Here is a 19226-nt window from a genome sequence, read left to right as displayed (position 1 = left end):
GCCACTCTGCCACTCCCGCCCGAATCTGGGAGACAGAATCCACATCCCGGGACGGGGTGTGTGGGACGTCTCCCCTCGGGTACCTCAGATGCGGACACGAAGCGCTTTTCTCCGATAACGACTACGACAGTCGAGGCAGGAGTTCCCATGGACAGGCTCGATCCGCACACCGCCCACGGCACCACCGACCCGATGGTCGACGACGGCCAGGGCGCGATCGCCGGCGGTGCCCCCGGCGGGGCGTTCAACCCCTGGAGCTACCGCGACGAGGCCGGGGTCGCCGACGCCGACCTGGTCGGCTACAAGGTCGAGGCGACCGACGGCGGCATCGGCAAGATCGACGAGGCGAGCCACGAGGTCGGCGGCAGCTACCTCGTCGTCGACACCGGCCCGTGGATCTTCGGCAAGAAGGTGATGCTCCCCGCCGGCACCGTCAACCAGGTCGACCACGACGACCGGAAGGTCCACGTCGACCGCACCCGGGACCAGATCAAGGCCGCTCCCGAGTACGACGAGACCAGCCACGGCGACGCGGCCTACCGCGACAAGCTGGGCGGCTACTACGACGACACCTACGGCAACCTGCCGCCCGGCACCGCCCGGTAGCCGGCAGGCACAACTGTCGATCGACGGTAACGGCCGGCGGGGCGGCGTGCTCGCCCCGCCGGCCGTTACCGTGTGCGGGTGAACCCCACCGAGAACAGCCGGCGTATCCCGTTCTCCGCGATGTTCAACTTCCGCGACGTCGGCGGCTATCCCGGCCACGACGCACGTACCGTCCGCTGGGGTCGGCTCTACCGCTCGGACTCCCCGCACCGCATCGACGGCACCGACCGGGAGGCGTTCGCCGCGCTCGGCATCCGTACGGTGATCGACCTGCGCCGCCCGACCGAGGTGGACCGGGACGGCCGGGTGCCCGACCTCGACGGCCTCGCCTACCGGCACATCCACCCCGAGCACGCCGACTGGGCGCTGAGCCGCCACGAGCCGGAGGCCAGCCTGGCCCGCTACCTCGCCGACCGGTACGCCGACCTCGCCGAGACCGGCACCGCCGGGCTGGCCGAGGCGGTCGGGCTGATCGCCGACAGCGCCAACGCGCCCGTCCTGGTGCACTGCGTCGCCGGCAAGGACCGCACCGGCATCGTCTGCGCGCTGACCCTGTCCGTGCTCGGCGTCGACGACGAGCAGATCGCCGAGGACTACGCGCTGAGCAGCGAGGCGTCCCAGCGGTTCAGCGCCTGGCTGGCGGCGTCCATGCCGGAGGCCGAAGCACCGCCCGCGCCCTTCCTGGGCTCCCCCGCCGAGGCGATGTCGCTCTTCCTCGCCGAGCTGCGCCAGCGGCACGGTTCGATCGAGGACTACCTGCGGCACGCGGGCGTCACCGACGACCAGCTCGCCGCCCTGCGCGACCACCTGCTGGAGCCGCCCGCGCTGCGGTGAGCGCACCGCCGACGTTCCGGCAGCGGGCGTCGGGCACGTCGGTGCCCGACGCCCGCTTCTGCCGACGCGCCCCGCGCCACCCGCGCCCGCTTCTGCCGACGCGCCCTGCCAGCCCTGAGAATCGCCACCGGCGGGCGGGGCGACAGGTCGGGGCCCAGACCCTCCAGATGCCCGGGTGCGTCCTTTAGAGCTGATGACGCAAACGAGTCAGCATCACCCCGGCGACCGCGACACCCGCAGCACGCCGAAGCGAGCCGGGACGAGCCCAAGCGCGACACGCAGCCCGAGCGCGACACGCAGCCCAAGCGGGACGCTCGACCCGAGCGGGACACGTAGCCCGAGCGGGACACGCAGCCCGACCCGAGCGCGACACTCAACCCGAGCGGGACACGCAGCCGGGGTGGAAGGGCGCAGCCCGAGTGGGCCGGTGTGGCGTAGCCCACCGAGCGACGGGCGTCCCCTACCGGCTGTCACCGCCGGCCCGACCGTTGGCGCAGGCAGAGCGGCCACAGCTCGGCTGATTCGTCGACGTCATCAGCTCGAAAGGACGCACAGACATGGTTACCTGCCCGGCCGGGGAGTACCACAGCACGCTGTCCGGAGCAGCCCGTCGGCTCCGGCTCCGGACGCGGGCAGCCGACCGTCGGGGCCCACCCCCACGCCAGCGACGAGGGGCGGGCCGGAGGACGGCCGGGATGGTCAGCGGATGTGGGTGACCCAGCCGTGCGGATCGGGTGCGTCACCCCGCTGGACCGCCACCAACTGCTCCCGCAGCGCCGCGCTGGCCCGGCCCGGCTCACCGCCGCCGATCACGAACTCGCCGCCGGGGTGCCGTACCCGGGCGATCGGGGTGATCACCGCGGCGGTGCCGCAGGCGAAGGCCTCGCGCAGCCGGCCGCTCGCGGCGTCGGCCTGCCACTCGTCGAAGCTCACCGGACGCTCGACGACCCGGTGCCCGGAGGCGGCGGCCAGGGCGAGCAGCGCATCCCTGGTGATGCCCGGCAGGATGGTGCCGGTCAGCGGCGGGGTGACCAGGGTGTCGTCGTCGTAGACGAAGAACACGTTCATGCCGCCCAGTTCCTCGACGTAGCGACGCTCGACCGCGTCGAGGAAGACCACCTGGTCGCAGCCGGCCTCGATCGCCTCGGCCTGGGCCGACAGCGACGCCGCGTAGTTGCCGCCGCACTTGGCCGCGCCGGTGCCGCCGGGGGCCGCCCGGGTGTAGTCCGGCGAGACCCAGACGGTGACCGGCTTCACCCCGCCGGCGAAGTAGGAACCGGCCGGTGAGGCGATGACGCAGTAGAGATACTCCCGGGACGGGCGGACGCCGAGGAACACCTCGCTGGCGAACATGAACGGCCGCAGGTAGAGGCTGGCGTCGGCGGCGTCGGGGATCCAGTCCCGGTCGATCTCGACCAGCTTGCGCAGCGACTCGACGAACAGCTCCGCAGGCAGTTCCGGCATGGCCAGCCGCCGGGCGGAGGCGATGAACCGGGCCGCGTTGGCCTCCGGCCGGAACATGGTCACCGAGCCGTCGGCCCTGCGGTACGCCTTCAACCCCTCGAAGATCTCCTGCGCGTAGTGCAGGACGGCGCTGGCCGGGTCCATCGGGATCGGCGCGCGGGCCTCGACCCGGGGGTCGTACCAGCCCTTGCCGTCGGCGTACCGGATGGTCACCATGTGGTCGGTGAAGACCCGGCCGAAGCCGGGGTCGACCAGCAGGGCGGCCCGCTCGGCGGCGGATACCGGCGCGGGATTCGGACGGATCTCGAAATCGAGCATGTCACCACCGCTCATCGCGCTGACCTCCCTGCGGATCGACGGCACGCGGGAACCACGCACCGGGCTGACGTCCCAGAAAACCTACCCCGAACGGTCGTTCAGTGGATAGCTCCACGTCCCGCGGGGTCAGGCCACCGCCTGCGCGGCGAGCCGGTCCCCCACCTCGTCGGTGCGCAACGCCACACCCGGCGTCCGGCCGGCCAGCTCGGCGGCGACCGCGCCGGTCACCCGGGCGGCGGCGTCGGCGTGGCCGAGCTGGTCGAGCAGGAGCGCGGCGGAGAGCACCGCGGCCACCGGGTCGGCGACCCCCTTGCCGGCGATGTCCGGCGCGGAGCCGTGCACCGGCTCGAACATCGACGGGTACGCCCCGGTGGGGTTGATGCAGCCGCTGGCGGCCAGGCCGATCCCCCCGGTGACCGCGGCGGCGATGTCGGTGAGGATGTCGCCGAAGAGGTTGTCGGTGACCACCACGTCGTACCGCTGGGGCTGGGTGACCAGGAACATGGCGGCGGCGTCGACGTGCTGGTACTCGGTGGTGACGTCGGGGTGCTCGGCGGCGACGGCCGCGAAGGCACGGGCCCACAGCGACCCGGCGTGGGTCAGCACGTTGGTCTTGTGCACCAGGGTGACCTTGCGCCGCTCCCGGCGACCGGCCCGGGCGAAGGCGTCCCGGATGACCCGCTCCACCCCGTGCCTGGTGTTCAGGCTCTCCTCCGTGGCCACCTCGGCCGGGGTGTCCCGGTGCAGGCTGCCGCCGGCCCCGGCGTAGAGCCCCTCGGTGCCCTCCCGGACGACGACCAGGTCGACCTCGCCCGGCTTGACGTTGGCCAGCGGGCCGGGCACCCCGGGCCAGAGCCGGGACGGGCGCAGGTTGACGTACTGGTCGAAGGCGAAGCGCAGCTTCAGCAGCAGGCCCCGCTCCAGCACGCCCGGCGGCACGGTGGGGTCGCCCACCGCGCCGAGCAGGATGGCGTCGTGGCCGGCCAGCTCGGCCAGCACCGAGTCGGGCAGCACCTCGCCGGTGCGGTGGTACCGCGCCGCGCCGAGGTCGTACCGGGTGGCCTCGACGCCGGGAAGCACGGCGTCGAGGACCTTGAGGGCCTGCGCGACCACCTCGGGTCCGATCCCGTCCCCGGCCACCACCGCGATCCGTGCCACCTGCTGCTCCTCACCTCGTCCGCTGAGCGCAACGGTACGTCCCCGTCCCGCCTCCCGGTACGCGCCTTCCACCATCTGGGAGAGCGAAATGCTCAGCAGGCTCCCAGGCAGCATTCATGGTGCGGTCATCTCCACTGCCTAGGGTCGGTGCAGGACGGGTCGTGGGGGCCCGGGACGGACCGGCCGCGACGGCGCGGCACCGTCGGCGAAGGAGCAGGATGATGCGGACCGAGCAGCAGCGGGGGCCAGGCCGACTGGACGAGCAACCGCGCACCCGCTGGGTGGACCAGAAGGCGTTCTCCCGCCGCCGTCCCGACCTGCGCCTGGGCACCCGCAGCCACCGCCTCGACCGCGCCGGTGACCCGTCCGGCGGGCGGATCGCCGTGCAGCACTCCGTCCGGACCGGCACCGCCGAATACTCGCTCCTGCTCAACGCCCCCGAGGAACTGGGCCACCGGGCGGTCGGCGACGCGCTACGCGACGCCGTCGCCGAACTGCGGGCGATCGACCTCACCTACGGGCCGAACCGGCCGCAGAGCCTGGTCTCCCGGCTGCGGCGCGGCGAGATCAGCCCCGAGTCGTACCCGCCGCTGACCGACCTGGTGGACCGCTGTGCGGCCATGCGGGCCGCCACCGACGGCTGGTTCGACGCCTGGGCCGTCCCCGGCGGCTTCGACCCCGGCGGCCTGCTCAACGGCTGGGCGGTGGAACGGGCCGCGACCCGGCTGCGCGCCGCCGGCATCACCGACTACGCGGTGCTCTCCGGCGCCGACCTGACGGTACGCGGGCACGCCGCGCACGGCGGCCCGTGGCGGGTGGCGGTGCACCACCCGACCGACGGCCGGCGGACCCCGCTGGTGCTGGAGATGACGGCCGGCGCGGTGGGCACCTCCGGGGTCACCGGCCGGCAGGGGCACGTGGTCGACCCGCACACCGGCGAACCGGCCGGACAGCTGGTCGCCGCGACCGTCGTCGGCCCGGACCTGGCGGTGGCCGACGCCTACGCGACCGCGTTGTACGCGGCCGGGCCGGTGGGACTGTCGTGGTTCCGCGCCGACTCGGCCTATCAGGCTCTCTTCGCCCACCGACGCCGCTGAGCGGTGTCGCGGCGTGTCGGCCGACCTGTGGAGGGGGTCCACGGGGTGGCGCGGTCGACGGGCCGGCGATCGGCCCCCACGGTCTCGGCAACGACCGTGGGGGCCGGTCAGCGACGAGTGCGCGTGGCTCGCGCATTCGAGGGGTGCGGACCGGCCGGCCGGACGCTCGGCCCCGTCACCCGAAGACGGGTCGACTTCCGACTTTCCCGATGACCGCACCGGTACGCTAGCGAATCGACGCAACTCGACGCAAGAGTCTCCACAGCGGACCGTGTTTCTCCGTACACTCTCGACCACTCGTGGCGATCACGGCGGGTCAGTGTCGCTCGGGCGTCCGGGTGATGGCACGCTGTCCGCCGTGAGTTTCGATCTGAGCGTGTGGGCCCTGCACGACGGAGCCACGCCCGAGGACGTCCGGGCCGCGGTGCGGCAGTGCCACGAGGGACGGCACGGCGAGCGGTATCCGGACCCCCGGGTGGTCGCCTTCTACCGCGCCATCACCGCCTCGTACCCCGACCGGCCCGCCCATCAGGGCACCCCGTGGGAGGTGTCGCCGCTGCACGCGGCGGCCGACCACGTGGCGCTGAACCTCGTACCGACCTGCGACGACCAGGTGCTGCTCGACATCGAACGGCTGGCCGGGGAGTACGACCTGATGCTCTTCGACCCGCAGGACGGTTCGGTCTACCCGCCGCCGTCGCGCCTGGCCCGCTGACCGCACCACCCGGGACGCTCGGGTGTGGACGGCGGAGGGCCCGGCCGTGCGGCCGGGCCCTCCGTGGTGAACCGTGCGGGTGCGACTACTCGTCGCGCAGGTCGGCCGCGCTGGCGGCGGTCGCCCCGATCGAGTCGGCGGCCGAGGTGAGCAGGTCCGCCCCGAGCGCCTGGTCGACGGTGAGGGTCATCAGGGTCTCGCCGCCGGCCTCCCGACGGGCCACCTGCATGGCGGCGATGTTGATGCCGGCCTCGCCGAGCAGCGTGCCGACGGTGCCGACCACGCCCGGCCGGTCGACGTACCGCAGGAAGAGCAGGATGCCCTCCGCGCCGATCTCCACGTCGAAGCCGTCCACCTCGGTCAGCTTGATGACGTCGCGGGCGCCGGTGTGGGCGACCGTGCCGGAGACGCTGACCGTACGACCGTCGGGCAGCGCGCCCCGCACGGTGACCAGGTTCGGGTGGTCGACCGTCTCGGCCAGGGTGGCGAGGGTCACCTCGACGCCCCGCTCGGCGGCCAGGTGCGGCGCGTTGACGTAGGTGACCTGGTCCTCGACCACGGAGCTGAACAGCCCCTTGGTGGCGGCGAGCTTCAGCACCGACACGTCGTGGTTGACGATCTCGCCGCGCACCTCGACGGTGACGCTGGCGGCCACCCCGCCGGCCACGGCGGTGAACGCCCGGCCCAGCTTCTCGGCCAGCGGCAGCAGCGGCCGGACGTCCTCGGCGACGACCCCGCCGGCCTGCACGTTCACCGCGTCCGGCACGAACTCGCCCTGCAACGCCAGCTTGACGCTCTTGGCCACGGCCAGACCGGCCTTGTCCTGCGCCTCGTGGGTGGAAGCGCCCAGGTGCGGGGTGGCCACCACGTTGTCGAAGGCGAACAGCGGCGAGGAGGTGCACGGCTCCTTGGCGTACACGTCGACGCCGGCGCCGGCGACCCGGCCCTCGGCGATCGCGTCCGCGAGGGCCTGCTCGTCGACCAGGCCACCCCGGGCGGCGTTGACGATCCGGACGCCCGGCTTGACGATCGACAGCTCCTTCTCGCCGATCAGGCCGACCGTCTCCGGGGTCTTCGGCAGGTGGATCGAGATGAAGTCGGCCTCCCGCAGCAGTTCCTCCAGCCCCACCAGGCGGACGCCGAGCTGGGCGGCGCGGGCCGGCTGGATGTAGGGGTCGTACGCGATCAGCCGGGTGCCGAAGGCGGCGATGCGCTGGGCGAACAGCACGCCGATGCGGCCGAGGCCGACCACGCCGACGGTCTTGCCCTGCAACTCGACACCCGTGTACTTGGACCGCTTCCACTCGCCGGCCTTGAGCGCGGCGCTGGCGCTGGCGGTGTTGCGCGCGACGGCGAGCAGCAGCGCGACGGCCTGCTCGGCGGCGGAGACGATGTTGGAGGTGGGGGCGTTGACGACCATGACGCCCCGCGCGGTGGCGGCCGGGACCTCGACGTTGTCCAGCCCGACGCCGGCCCGGGCGACCACCTTCAGGCGCGGCGCGGCGGAGACCGCCTCGGCGTCGATCTGCGTGGCACTGCGCACGATGACCGCGTCGGCCTCCGCCAGCGCGGAGAGCAGTGCCGGGCGGTCGGTGCCGTCGACGTGGCGTACGTCGAAGTCGTGCGCGAGCACCTCGATGGCGGCGGGGGCGAGTTCTTCGGCGATCAGTACGACAGGATTCATCGGTCCTCGTAGACGTCGTATTAGGTTCGGCCGGGGCGACCGGGCGCCGCGATGCGCCCTGCGCCGATCCGTGCCATGGCCGTCAGGTGCCGGTCACGCACCTCACCAAGGATGGTAGGGGTCGCTCCCGCCGGCAGGTCCCGGTCTACGGGGTGAGGGCCCTCACACAGGGTTGTCGCACGCCTGTCATCCCCCGTTCATCCGGTCCGGGAGCACGGCGCGGGGGCCGATCGCGGTCGATGAGGCGACGATCACCCCGTCCCGCCTGGTGAACCGGCCACCGCGCACGGCGACGGCGACCGGCGGGACGGGTGAGCCGGGGCGGGTCCGGTGGCGGGCCGACGGGACGGGCGGCAGTGACCCGGCCCCGGCGCAGCCCCGGCCGCCCGGGAGATGGTCACGCAGAAAGCGGTATGACTGGCAGGCATATTTATGCCTGCCAGTCATACCGCTTCACGTCAGCAGATCACCCGGCCCACGACACGCCCGAGCCGGGGCACAGGTACGGCCGACGGGTCAGGCGGTCTCGGTGAGCGGGCGGTCCACCCAGCTCATCATCGAGCGCAGCTTCTGCCCGGTCTCCTCGATCGGGTGCGCCGCGCCCTCGGCCCGCCACTTGGCGAAGTTCGGCCGGCCCGCCTCGTCCTCGGCCACCCACTCGCGGGCGAACTCGCCGGACTGGATCTCACCGAGAATCTTGCGCATCTCCTCCTTGACCCGCGAGTCGACCACGCGCGGGCCCCGGGACAGGTCGCCGTACTCGGCGGTGTCGGAGATGCTGTACCGCATCCGGGCGATGCCGCCCTCGTACATCAGGTCGACGATGAGCTTCAGCTCGTGCAGGCACTCGAAGTAGGCCACCTCGGGGGCGTAGCCGGCCTCGGTGAGCACCTCGAACCCGGTCTGCACCAGAGCCGCCGCGCCACCGCAGAGGACCGCCTGCTCGCCGAAGAGGTCGGTCTCGGTCTCCTCGGTGAAGGTGGTCTTGATGGCGCCGGCCCGGGTGCCGCCGATGCCCTTGGCGTACGCCAGGGCGAGCGGGAAGGCGTTGCCGCTGGCGTCCTGTTCGACGGCGACCAGGCAGGGCACGCCCTTGCCGTCGACGTACTGGCGGCGGACCAGGTGGCCGGGGCCCTTCGGGGCGACCATCGCCACGTCCACGTCGGCCGGCGGGGTGATCAGGCCGTACCGGATGTTGAAGCCGTGCCCGAAGAAGAGCGCCTTGCCGGGGGCGAGGTTGGGGGCGATCGACTCGGCGTAGATGGTCCGCTGGGCGGTGTCCGGCGCCAGGATCATGATCACGTCGGCCTCGGCCGCCGCCTCGGCCGGGGTGAGCACCCGCAGGCCCTGCTCCTCGGCCTTGGGCCGGCTCTTGGAGCCCGCCGGCAGGCCGATCACCACGTCGACACCGGAGTCACGCAGCGACAGCGCGTGGGCGTGGCCCTGGCTGCCGTACCCGATCACGGCGACCTTGCGGCCCTGGATCAGGCCCAGGTCGGCGTCGTCGTCGTAGTACACCTCAACGCTCATTGACTTCCCTTTCGTACGGCGGTCTCGTCGACCGTCGTGGACTGTGTGCGGTGGCGGGTGGGCGGCGCGCTCAGGCGGCGCGCAGCGCCGGGCCGGCGGTGATCGACCGCGAGCCGCGCCCGATCGCCACCGTGCCGGACTGGACCATCTCCTTGATCCCGAACGGCTCCAGGTCGCGCAGCAGCGCGTCGAGCTTGTCGGGGGTGCCGGTGGCCTCGACGGTGAGGGTGTCCGGCGCGACGTCGACCACCCGGGCCCGGAACAGGGCGACCGTCTCCAGCACCTGCGCGCGGGCGGCGCGGTCGGCGCGGACCTTGACCAGCAGCAGCTCCCGCGCCACCGAGACCTGCGGGTCCAACTCGACGATCTTCAGTACGTTGACCAGCTTGTTGAGCTGCTTGGTGACCTGCTCCAGCGGCGACGAGTCGGCGTTGACCACGATGGTGATCCGGGAGACGTCGGGGTTCTCGGTCTCACCGACGGCCAGGCTGTCGATGTTGAAGCCGCGCCGGGAGAACAGGCCGGAGACCCGGGCCAGGACACCGGGCTTGTTCTCCACCAGCACGGACAGGGTGTGCAGGGTCATGCCACCGTCTCGCTTCGCTCGGTCGGGCCGTGCCGGTGCACGGTCCCGGGGAATCGGTCACTCATCTCAGATGTCGTCCTCGTCGAACGTCGGGCGGACGCCCCGGGCGAACATGATCTCGTCGTTGCTGGTGCCGGCGGCCACCATCGGCCAGACCATCGCGTCCTTGCCGACCGTGAAGTCAATCACGACAGGTGCGTCGGTGATCGCCATCGCCGCCTCGATCGTCTTGTCGACGTCCTCGGCGTTCTCGCAGCGTAGGCCGACACAGCCGAGCGCCTCGGCCAGCTTGACGAAGTCGGGGATGCGGTGCTTGTGGGTGCCCAGCTCGGTGTTGGAGTAGCGCCCCTCGTAGAACAGGGTCTGCCACTGCCGGACCATGCCCAGGTTGCCGTTGTTGATCACCGCGATCTTGACCGGGATGCCCTCCAGCGCGCAGGTGGCCAGCTCCTGGTTGGTCATCTGGAAGCAGCCGTCGCCGTCCACCGCCCACACCACCGTGTCCGGCCGGCCGGCCTTCGCGCCCATCGCCGCCGGGACGGCGTACCCCATGGTGCCGAGGCCGCCGGAGTTGAGCCAGGTGCCCGGCTTCTCGTACGAGATGAACTGGCTGGCCCACATCTGGTGCTGGCCGACCCCGGCCACGTAGATCGCGTCCGGGCCGACGATCTCGCCCAGCCGCTTGATCACGTACTGCGGGGACAGGGTGCCGTCGGCCGGCTCGTCGTAGCCCAGCGGGTACCGCTCGCGCAGGTCGTCGAGCTGGTGCCACCAGTCGTGCAGTTCGGTGCGACGGCCGGCCTTCTGCTCGGTGGTCACCGCCGCGATCAGCTCGTCGATGACGTGCTTGGCGTCGCCGACGATCGGGACGTCGGCGTGCCGGTTCTTGCCGATCTCGGCCGGGTCGATGTCGGCGTGCACCACCGTGGCGTCCGGGGCGAACGAGTCGAGCTTGCCGGTCACCCGGTCGTCGAACCGGGCCCCCAGCGCCACGATCAGGTCGGCCTTCTGCAGGCCGTAGACGGCGGCGACGGTGCCGTGCATGCCGGGCATGCCCAGGTGCTGACGGTGCGAGTCGGGGAACGCGCCCAGCGCCATCAGCGTGGTCACCACCGGGATGCCGGTCAGCTCGGCGAGCTGGCGCAGCGACTCGGTCGCACCGGCCTTGAGCACCCCGCCGCCGACGTAGAGCACCGGCCGGCGGGCGCCGCTGATCAGCCGCGCCGCCTCCCGGATCTGCTTGCCGTGCGGGTGCAGGGTCGGCCGGTAGCCGGGCAGGTCCAGGGTGGGCGGCCAGGAGAAGGTGGTAGCCGCCTGGAGGACGTCCTTGGGGATGTCCACCAGCACCGGCCCGGGACGCCCGGTCGCGGCCAGGTGGAACGCCTCGGCGAGGACCTGCGGGATCTCCTCGGCGTTCTGCACCAGGAAGTTGTGCTTGGTGATCGGCAGGGTGATGCCCTGGATGTCCGCCTCCTGGAAGGCGTCCGTACCGATCATCGGGCGGGCCACCTGCCCGGTGATCGCGACGATCGGCACCGAGTCCATGTACGCGTCGGCGATCGGGGTGACCAGGTTCGTCGCGCCCGGCCCGGAGGTGGCGATGCAGACGCCCACCCGGCCGGTGGCCTGCGCGTACCCGGTGGCGGCGTGTCCCGCGCCCTGCTCGTGCCGGACCAGGACGTGCCGCACCGAGGAGTCGTAGAGCGGGTCGTAGGCGGGCAGGATCGCCCCGCCGGGGATGCCGAAGACGACGTCGACGCCGAGCGCCTCCAACGACCGCACCAGGGAGCCGGCACCGGAGACCGGGACCGGCCCGGACGGCCGTACGGCCGGGGTGGCCGGCGCGGCGGCGCGCGGCGGGGTGGTGTGGTCGGCGTCGCCGGCCGGCTCGGTGACCGTACGGGCCCGCCGGGCGGAGTGGGCGAGGGTCTCTGGCGTGGGTCTCGTCATGGCGGTTCAGGCCTTCGGCTGGAGTTGGGTGGAGCTGCTACGACAGGTGCGACGGGGGCGGCGGCCCGCCCCGGTGGTTCCGACGGCAATAAAAACGGCCCTCGTGCAGATGCACGGGGCCAGCGCACTCTCGACAGCGGGAGAGTGCGCTCAGGTAAGTACTCGCAGCGACCGGTTCGACGACATGGGCCAAGCCTGACGCATCTCACGCGATGAGTCAACTGATCCCACATGTTGGTTCACGAACGAGGGATGCCGTCCCCGTTCGGGGTCTCGTCAACCGGCCCGGCCTGCGTGGACTCCTCATACGCGGGGCGCGGGGCGGGCACCGACGGAGATGCCGGTGGGTGGGATCGCAGCCGGGGCAGCAGCGGCGACGAGGTGGGTCGCAGCGGCGGGGGCGGCGGGGCCGGCGGAGCAGACGCGGGGCGCGCGCCCGGCGAGGTGGCCGCCTCCAGCATCGCCTCCAGATGCTCGGCCGGCACCCCCCAGCCGAAGAGCGCGCCCTGCCCGAACCGGCAGCCGGCGGCGACCACCGCGGCCAGCTCAGCCGGGTTGGTGACCCCCTCGGCGATCACCTCCAGGCCGAACTGGTGGCCCAGCCGCATGACGATGTCGACCATCGGGGCGAACGCCGGCCCGTCCCGGCCCACCGGGCGGACCGGCTCGTGCTCGGCGACCAGACTGTGATCGATCTTGAGGATGTCGATCGGCAGCCGACGCAACTGCCCCAGCGACGAGTACCCCGCACCGAAGTCGTCGAGCGCGATCCGCACCCCGGTCCGCCGCAGCGCGGTCAGCCGGCGGATCAGCTCGTCCAGGTCGGTGGCGACGGCATGCTCGGTGACCTCCAGCACCAGCCGCTGCGGCGGCACGTGGTGGGCGCGCAACGCCTCGGCCACCTGCACCACGTACTCCGGGGCGTGCAGCTCGCGCGGGGAGACGTTGACCGACACCCAGACGTCGTGGCCGTCGGCCAGCCAACGGGACAGCTGCCAGCACGCCTGGTGCAGCACCCAGGCACCCAGCTTGGCGATCATCCCGCACTCCTCGGCCAGCGGGATGAACTCGTCCGGCCGGACGTTGCCCAACTCGGGGTGGTGCCAGCGGAGCAGCGCCTCGGCACCCACCGGCCGGACCGAGGGCAGCGACGCCACCGGCTGGAAGGCCAGCCGCAGCTCGTCGCGCTCGATCGCGCCACGCATCTCGTGCTCCAGCCGGGTACGCCGGGTCAGCAGCTGGTCGTAGCTGCCGTCGTAGCGTTCGATCCGGTTCTTGCCGCGCTGCTTGGCGTAGCGCAGGGCCAGGTCGGCGTGGCGCAGCAGGCCGACCACGTCCGGGTCGTCGCCGCCCTGGCCGGCCACCCCGATGCTGACCGAGAGGAAGACCGCCCCGCCCTCCTGGTCGTAGGGCCGGCCGAGCACCCCCAGCAGCCGCTCGGCCACCACGTCCGCGTCGGTCGGCCGGCCCCGCATCAGCACCGCGAACTCGTCGCCGCCGAGCCGGGCGGCCAGGTCACCGGGGCGCAGGTTGCTCCGCAGCCGCCGGCCCACCTCGGCCAGCACCATGTCGCCGACGTCGTGGCCACGCATGTCGTTGACGTTCTTGAAGCCGTCCAGGTCGAGGCCGAGCAACACGCAGCCACCCCCCTCGGTGGCGCAGCGCTGCATCTCCCGCAGCAGGCCACGCCGGTTGGCGAGGGTGGTCAGCGGGTCGGTGTGGGCCAGCTCCCGGAAGTGCGCCTCCCGGTCGGCCAGCCGGTGGGCGTAGCTGCGTACGTCGTTGAGGGTGAGGTACTGCCGGGTGACCAGGGCGAAGCCCTCCAGGCTGCCGGCGATGATGCCCAGCGCGTCGAACCGGCCGCCCTGGACGAGGTGGTACATCGCCGAACCGGCCATCGCCACCATCGGGATGAAGGCGTACTCGCCGTCGCGGCTGATCAGGTCGATGTCGACCTGGCCGGGGGCGTCCACCCGGTGCACGGCGAGCGCCCCGGCCAGCATGCCCACGGCGAGCAGTGCGGCACCGGTCAGCGCCATCGCCGAGCCGCCCTGGCAGACCCCGGCGGCCAGGACGAGGCCACCGGTGGCGGTCGCGGTGGTGCCGACACCGAGCACGGCCAGCCGGGTCCGGGGGCCGTCGGCGCGGGCCACCACCATGCCGGTGAGGCCGGCGGTGATCGCTGCGGTCACCGAGGCGAGCAGGATCGCCGGGCAGGCGCTCGGGGTCGCCGGCCCGAGCAGCCGGGTCGGCTCCGACAGGAGCACCCAGCCGACGAACCAGATCGCGGCGGCCACGGTCAGCCCGTCGAGCAGCAGCCGCGCGGCGGCGGCCCGGGCCACCATCGCGCCGGGCAGGCGGAGCAGACCCGCGCAGTAGCCCAGCCCGCTCAGCGCGGTGCCGACCGCGATCAGCGACGCCCAGCCCATTCCCTGACCGCGCCGGTGCGCCCCGTGCTCGGTCGCGCCGAGCACCGCGACGACGCCGGCGACCACGGTGGCCAGGGCGATCGTGGCGGCCACGGCGAACAACAGGTGCGCCTGGCGGTGCGGCCCGCCGCGCCGCCGGGCCGAGTCGGCCAACAGTGCGGCGGCGGCGACGGCGAGCAGGCCGCTCAACACCGCCACGGCGACCATGCCCGGGGGTAAACGCACGACCTCAACTGTGCCGGATCGGCACCCGCTACGGGGTACCGGGTGTGCAACTGTTGGGACACGGCGCGAGCGGTAGGAGCCGCCCGCCGGGCGGTGTAAGACTGGTACCCATGCCTGAGCTGCGGTCGAGGACCTCCACCCACGGTCGGACGATGGCCGGCGCCCGGGCCCTGTGGCGGGCCACCGGGATGACCGACGACGACTTCGGCAAGCCGATCGTCGCCATCGCGAACAGTTTCACCCAGTTCGTCCCCGGTCACGTCCACCTGAAGGACATGGGTGGCCTGGTCGCGGACGCGGTGGCCGAGGCCGGCGGGGTGGGGCGCGAGTTCAACACCATCGCCGTCGACGACGGCATCGCCATGGGCCACGGCGGCATGCTCTACTCGCTGCCCAGCCGGGAGCTGATCGCCGACGCGGTCGAATACATGGTCAACGCCCACTGCGCCGACGCCCTGGTCTGCATCTCCAACTGCGACAAGATCACCCCCGGCATGCTGCTGGCCGCGCTGCGGCTCAACATCCCGACCGTCTTCGTCTCCGGCGGCCCGATGGAGGCCGGCAAGACGGTGGCCATCGAGGGCGTCGTGCACTCCAAGATCGACCTGATCGACGCGATGATCGCCTCCTCGAACGAGGCCGTCACCGACGACCAGCTCGGCGAGATCGAGCGCTCCGCCTGCCCGACCTGCGGCTCCTGCTCCGGCATGTTCACCGCCAACTCGATGAACTGCCTCACCGAGGCGATCGGCCTGGCGCTGCCCGGCAACGGCTCGACGCTGGCCACCCACGCCGCGCGCCGGTCGCTCTTCGTGGAGGCCGGCCGGACCGCCGTCCAGATCGCCAAGCGCTGGTACGACGACGACGACGCCTCCGTGCTGCCCCGCGCCGTCGCCAACCGCAGGGCGTTCGACAACGCGGTCGCCCTCGACGTGGCGATGGGCGGGTCGACCAACACGATCCTGCACCTGCTCGCCGCCGCCCGTGAGGCCGAACTCGACTTCGGCGTCGCCGACATCGACGCCATCTCCCGGCGGGTGCCCTGCCTGGCCAAGGTCGCCCCGAACTCGCCGAACTACCACATGGAGGACGTGCACCGCGCCGGTGGCATCCCGGCCATCCTCGGTGAGCTGGACCGCGCCGGCCTGCTGCACCGCGACGTGCACGCCGTGCACTCCCCCTCGCTGGCCCAGTGGCTCACCGACTGGGACGTCCGGGGCGGCTCACCCACCCCCGAGGCGGTGGAGCTGTTCCACGCCGCGCCCGGCGGGGTGCGTACCGTCGAGCCGTTCTCCACCACCAACCGCTGGTCCACCCTGGACACCGACGCCGCGCAGGGCTGCGTGCGGGACCTGGCGCACGCCTACAGCGCCGACGGCGGGCTGGCCATCCTGCACGGCAACATCGCGCCGGACGGCTGCGTGGTGAAGACCGCCGGGGTGCCCGAGGAGTGCCTGACCTTCCGGGGCCCGGCCAAGGTCTACGAGTCGCAGGACGACGCGGTCGCGGCGATCCTCGCCAAGGAGATCGTCGCCGGCGACGTCGTGGTGATCCGCTACGAGGGGCCCAAGGGCGGCCCCGGCATGCAGGAGATGCTCTACCCCACCTCGTTCCTCAAGGGGCGCGGGCTGGGCCGGTCCTGCGCGCTGCTCACCGACGGCCGGTTCTCCGGCGGCACCTCCGGGCTGTCCATCGGGCACGCCTCCCCCGAGGCGGCCTCCGGTGGGCTGATCGCCCTGGTCGAGCCGGGCGACGAGATCGTCATCGACATCCCGGCCCGGTCGATCGAGCTGAACGTGCCCGACGACGTGCTGGCGGCCCGCCGGGTGGCGCAGGAGAAGCGGGACCGGCCATACACCCCGCTGGACCGGCAGCGCCCGGTGTCCGCCGCCCTGCGCGCGTACGCCTCGATGGCGACATCGGCCAGCGACGGCGCGTACCGCCGCGTACCCGAGTAGGAACTCGCGACGGGTGGTCCGGGGCGAGCGAACTCGCCCCGGGCCACCGATCGTCCGCTATGTGCCGCCGAAAGGATCGGGTAGGAACAGGAACTCCTTGGCGAGGGCGCGGACCTCGACCCACTCCGGGGCCGTTGACAACGCCTCAGGTTCCCAGAGGTGGGCCTTGTCCGCCCCGCTCATCATATCGAGCATCTGGTCGATGCGGTGAGCCAACGCGGCCTGCGCCGGGTCGACCAGATTGGCTTCCTCCAACGGTTCAAGGAGAGTGACCACGGCCTCGAGCTGCAACGCCAACTCGTCCGCCAGGCCACCGGTACCGGCCCGGCGCAGGTACTCCCGCTGTTCGTCGGGAGCCAGCGCGAGGCGGGCGACCACCCGCGTCAGCCCGCACAGCACCGAGGTGACACGGGCAGGATGGAGGAGGTCACCCGGATCGTAGCCCGGCGCCTGGGACATCGAATCACCTCTCCAGAGCGAAGCCGTCACTTCAGCTGGTCGAGCTTCCACTGCGGCAGCTTCTCCCGGTACTGAGGCAACCTGGCCTCCGGCTTGTTCGGCTGCTTGACCTTCCAATAGGGAAGCTTCCCGTGATGGCCACCGCCGGGATGCCACTGGATCATCCTACCGGTCGTGAACTGCTTGCCCCGCTTGAAAGTGTATTCACGGAACATCCATCCCTGCCCCTTGTGGGCGCCCTTACCGAGCTTTTCGATCTGCCAGCCAGGTGATCCCTTGACGATGGCTTCCACCTGGGCAGGTGACATGTCGTAGAGCAGATACGGGTTGCCCATGATGTCCTCGACGGACTCGAGCTGGGCACCCACCGGCCGAACAGCCGTCCCCGGGCCCGCCGAGGCCGTCGTCGCCGCGGCAGCCCGGGGCGCGGCGGGCAGCGCCGCCGCATCGATCGCCGGGCGGGACGCGGCCGCCGACGCTCCGGCCAGTGGGGCGAAGAGGCCCCCGACGACCGCTCCCCCGATCATCCCGTTCGTGACGTCGGTGTTGAACTCGTCGATGTCGAAACCCTCGCCCTGGGCGGCGTCGACCGCGTGGCCGGTCGCCGCTGACGCACCCCCGGCGAGTGCACCGCCGACGACCGCGGCCGTAACGGCGCAACCCACGCCCGCGGTGGCTCCGCACAGCGCGGCCACACCGACACCGACGGCGACCCCGACCGCGACCTGTGCGACGAACTTCCACGGGTCCTCCTGGTAGGAGTCGACCACGGACTTCGCCGCCGCACTGACATCGTCGACGACGGTGTCGACAGCTGAACTCACCGCGCCCTTGGCCTTGTTCCACAACCCGGAGAAGAGCAGGCCGCTGGGATCGGAGAAGCTCGGTGGTGCGTTGTTGCCGTAGGCGTAGCCGTGCATCTGCTGGGGGTCGCTGGTGTCGATGATCGGGTCGACGGAGATGAAGCGACCGGTGCTCGGGTCGTACTCGCGGGCACCGAGATGGGTCAGACCTGTCGGGTCGATCGTGCCTCCGACGAAGCCACGGTCGCCGGCCCACGCCGTCGGAGCAGAACCGCGGACGTCCCCGAAGGGCAGGGTCCGCCGTCGCTCAACCAGGAGGTCAGTCGCCTTCAGGCTCAGCTCAGCCGTGTTGTGCTGGTCCGTGACGAACCACGTCAAACCACCGGCCTTGGTACGGACCGCGATCTGCTGGTCCAGGTGCGTGTAGTAGCGGGTGCAGGTGGCGGCCGTGGACCCGGCCGCAACCTTCACCTCCATGCCGTTGGGCAGATACAACGTGCTCCCGCCGCCCTGCGGGTCACGCCGAATGAGCCGGTTGCCCTCGGCGTCGTACAGGTAGCTGACGGTCCGACTGCCGGTCTGCGCGGAACTGAGGCGGCCCTCGTTGTCCCAGGTCAGATTCTGCGCCGTGCCCGCCAGGTTCCGCACGGTGGTGTTGCCGGACTCGTCGTACTGGTACGTGTCCACCTGGTCGGCGCCGACCGGGCGGTCGGTCGTCACGTCCCGCAGTTCGTGCGGTCCGGAGCCGGCCACACCGCCCTGCGCCGGGTAGCGATAGGTCCTGATGGTGTCGCCGCCCGCCGCATGCAGGATCTCCCTGCTCCGACTACCGGTCTGCCCGGCCGCGTCGTTGTACTCGTAGCTGTGCCAGTAGGGCGCCGGCCCGCCCAGGCCCGTCACCGACCGCGTGGCGTCGCCGCAGTCACCCGCGCCGGGGGTCCAGGCCTCCTTCAGCCGGCGCAGGTGGTCGTAGCTGAAGCACTGCGTGTCGGTGGACTGGCCGTACGGCGCGTCGTGGACCCGGGTCAGGTTGCCGGCGTCGTCGTAGTCGTAGCTGATGTCGGCCGGTACCGCGGTACCCTCGGGCGACACCTTGGTGTTCCGCAGCCGGTTGGTGCCGTGCTCGATGGTGTAGTTGATCTGCACACGTTTGCCGAACGCCCCCAGGGTCCGCTCGACGAGCTCACCAGGGGACAGCGCCAGTGGACCTCCCTGGCCGAGGCGAAGACCAGCGGCAACACTCTGAAGTCCGACCAGTTGGAGCCGAACCTCGACATCGCCCGGGGGCAGGGCTTGGACGCCCTCATCACGATCTCCGACAAGATCACCCCCGTGCCGGGCCAGCATCCAACCACCGTCGACCGGCGCAAGCTGCGGTAAGGTCGCCCTGTACCACCTGCCCTGGTCGGA

General features: G+C 72.2%; 15 protein-coding genes. 6 read left to right on the top strand and 9 right to left on the bottom strand.

Going from position 1 to position 19226, the window contains the following annotated elements; all coding sequences use genetic code 11:
- Positions 1-147: 147 nt before the first annotated feature.
- Both JQN84_RS02705 and JQN84_RS02700 read left to right on the top strand, forming a co-directional pair.
- Positions 148-606, top strand: coding sequence for a PRC-barrel domain-containing protein (locus tag JQN84_RS02705; RefSeq protein WP_204956799.1), 459 nt, complete (start codon positions 148-150; stop codon positions 604-606).
- Positions 607-684: 78 nt separating this feature from the next.
- Complete coding sequence (locus tag JQN84_RS02700; protein ID WP_204956798.1) at positions 685-1440, top strand: tyrosine-protein phosphatase; 756 nt, start codon at positions 685-687, stop codon at positions 1438-1440.
- A gap of 699 nt (positions 1441-2139) precedes the next feature.
- Here JQN84_RS02700 and JQN84_RS02695 read toward each other — a convergent pair.
- Entirely contained in the window at positions 2140-3237 is a 1098-nt protein-coding gene (locus JQN84_RS02695; protein ID WP_204956797.1) for a branched-chain amino acid aminotransferase, read from the bottom strand.
- Positions 3238-3348: 111 nt separating this feature from the next.
- Positions 3349-4380, bottom strand: coding sequence for a 3-isopropylmalate dehydrogenase (locus JQN84_RS02690; protein ID WP_204956796.1), 1032 nt, complete (start codon positions 4378-4380; stop codon positions 3349-3351).
- Between the two features lie 221 nt (positions 4381-4601).
- Between JQN84_RS02690 and JQN84_RS02685 the strand changes: the two genes are divergently transcribed.
- Both JQN84_RS02685 and JQN84_RS02680 read left to right on the top strand, forming a co-directional pair.
- Positions 4602-5477, top strand: a complete 876-nt coding sequence (locus JQN84_RS02685; protein WP_204956795.1) for an FAD:protein FMN transferase — start codon at positions 4602-4604, stop codon at positions 5475-5477.
- A gap of 358 nt (positions 5478-5835) precedes the next feature.
- Positions 5836-6192 carry a hypothetical protein gene (locus JQN84_RS02680; protein WP_204956794.1) on the top strand — a complete coding sequence of 119 codons (357 nt, stop codon included), beginning with the start codon at positions 5836-5838 and terminating at the stop codon, positions 6190-6192.
- Between the two features lie 85 nt (positions 6193-6277).
- On the opposite strand, the gene serA is transcribed toward JQN84_RS02680, so the two are convergent.
- The 5 genes from serA to JQN84_RS02655 all read right to left on the bottom strand — a co-directional run bounded on the left by serA (position 6278) and on the right by JQN84_RS02655 (position 14596).
- On the bottom strand, positions 6278-7876 hold the full coding sequence (gene serA, locus JQN84_RS02675) for a phosphoglycerate dehydrogenase (RefSeq protein ID WP_204956793.1): 1599 nt from the start codon (positions 7874-7876) through the stop codon (positions 6278-6280).
- A 516-nt stretch (positions 7877-8392) separates the two neighbouring features.
- Positions 8393-9406, bottom strand: a complete 1014-nt coding sequence (gene ilvC / locus JQN84_RS02670) for a ketol-acid reductoisomerase (protein ID WP_204923743.1) — start codon at positions 9404-9406, stop codon at positions 8393-8395.
- Between the two features lie 70 nt (positions 9407-9476).
- The gene (ilvN, locus tag JQN84_RS02665) at positions 9477-9992 is read right to left on the bottom strand and encodes an acetolactate synthase small subunit (RefSeq protein ID WP_204923742.1); all 516 of its coding nucleotides are present in this window, start codon (positions 9990-9992) and stop codon (positions 9477-9479) included.
- A gap of 66 nt (positions 9993-10058) precedes the next feature.
- On the bottom strand, positions 10059-11942 hold the full coding sequence (locus JQN84_RS02660; RefSeq protein ID WP_204956792.1) for an acetolactate synthase large subunit: 1884 nt from the start codon (positions 11940-11942) through the stop codon (positions 10059-10061).
- Positions 11943-12181: 239 nt separating this feature from the next.
- Entirely contained in the window at positions 12182-14596 is a 2415-nt protein-coding gene (locus tag JQN84_RS02655; RefSeq protein ID WP_204956791.1) for a putative bifunctional diguanylate cyclase/phosphodiesterase, read from the bottom strand.
- Positions 14597-14706: 110 nt separating this feature from the next.
- On the opposite strand from JQN84_RS02655, the gene ilvD reads away from it, so the two are divergent.
- Complete coding sequence (gene ilvD / locus JQN84_RS02650) at positions 14707-16554, top strand: dihydroxy-acid dehydratase (RefSeq protein WP_204956790.1); 1848 nt, start codon at positions 14707-14709, stop codon at positions 16552-16554.
- A gap of 57 nt (positions 16555-16611) precedes the next feature.
- On the opposite strand, the gene JQN84_RS02645 is transcribed toward ilvD, so the two are convergent.
- Both JQN84_RS02645 and JQN84_RS02640 read right to left on the bottom strand, forming a co-directional pair.
- Positions 16612-17013 carry a hypothetical protein gene (locus JQN84_RS02645; RefSeq protein ID WP_204956789.1) on the bottom strand — a complete coding sequence of 134 codons (402 nt, stop codon included), beginning with the start codon at positions 17011-17013 and terminating at the stop codon, positions 16612-16614.
- A 26-nt stretch (positions 17014-17039) separates the two neighbouring features.
- A complete protein-coding gene (locus JQN84_RS02640; RefSeq protein ID WP_204956788.1) occupies positions 17040-18962 on the bottom strand; it encodes an RHS repeat domain-containing protein in 1923 nt (640 codons plus the stop codon).
- Here JQN84_RS02640 and JQN84_RS31190 point away from each other — a divergent pair.
- The gene (locus JQN84_RS31190) at positions 18936-19196 is read left to right on the top strand and encodes a hypothetical protein (RefSeq protein WP_239484636.1); all 261 of its coding nucleotides are present in this window, start codon (positions 18936-18938) and stop codon (positions 19194-19196) included. The genes JQN84_RS02640 and JQN84_RS31190 overlap by 27 nt on opposite strands.
- Positions 19197-19226: the final 30 nt, after the last annotated feature.

The sequence above is a fragment of the Micromonospora humidisoli genome (genome assembly GCF_016900955.1).
GTDB classification, from domain to species: domain Bacteria; phylum Actinomycetota; class Actinomycetes; order Mycobacteriales; family Micromonosporaceae; genus Micromonospora; species Micromonospora wenchangensis.
The sequence above is the reverse complement of the archived record's forward strand: the minus strand, read 5'-3'. Positions and strand labels throughout refer to the sequence as shown.

Bases quoted from the DNA above. Each gene is read 5' to 3' on its own strand.
- JQN84_RS02685 (WP_204956795.1), top strand. From the start codon at position 4,602: ATGCGGACCGAGCAGCAGCGGGGGCCAGGCCGACTGGACGAGCAACCG.
- JQN84_RS02660 (WP_204956792.1), bottom strand. From the start codon at position 11,942: ATGACGAGACCCACGCCAGAGACCCTCGCCCACTCCGCCCGGCGGGCC.
- ilvC (WP_204923743.1), bottom strand. From the start codon at position 9,406: ATGAGCGTTGAGGTGTACTACGACGACGACGCCGACCTGGGCCTGATC.
- ilvD (WP_204956790.1), top strand. From the start codon at position 14,707: ATGCCTGAGCTGCGGTCGAGGACCTCCACCCACGGTCGGACGATGGCC.
- serA (WP_204956793.1), bottom strand. From the start codon at position 7,876: ATGAATCCTGTCGTACTGATCGCCGAAGAACTCGCCCCCGCCGCCATC.
- JQN84_RS02645 (WP_204956789.1), bottom strand. From the start codon at position 17,013: ATGTCCCAGGCGCCGGGCTACGATCCGGGTGACCTCCTCCATCCTGCC.
- ilvN (WP_204923742.1), bottom strand. From the start codon at position 9,992: ATGACCCTGCACACCCTGTCCGTGCTGGTGGAGAACAAGCCCGGTGTC.
- JQN84_RS02695 (WP_204956797.1), bottom strand. From the start codon at position 3,237: ATGAGCGGTGGTGACATGCTCGATTTCGAGATCCGTCCGAATCCCGCG.
- JQN84_RS02705 (WP_204956799.1), top strand. From the start codon at position 148: ATGGACAGGCTCGATCCGCACACCGCCCACGGCACCACCGACCCGATG.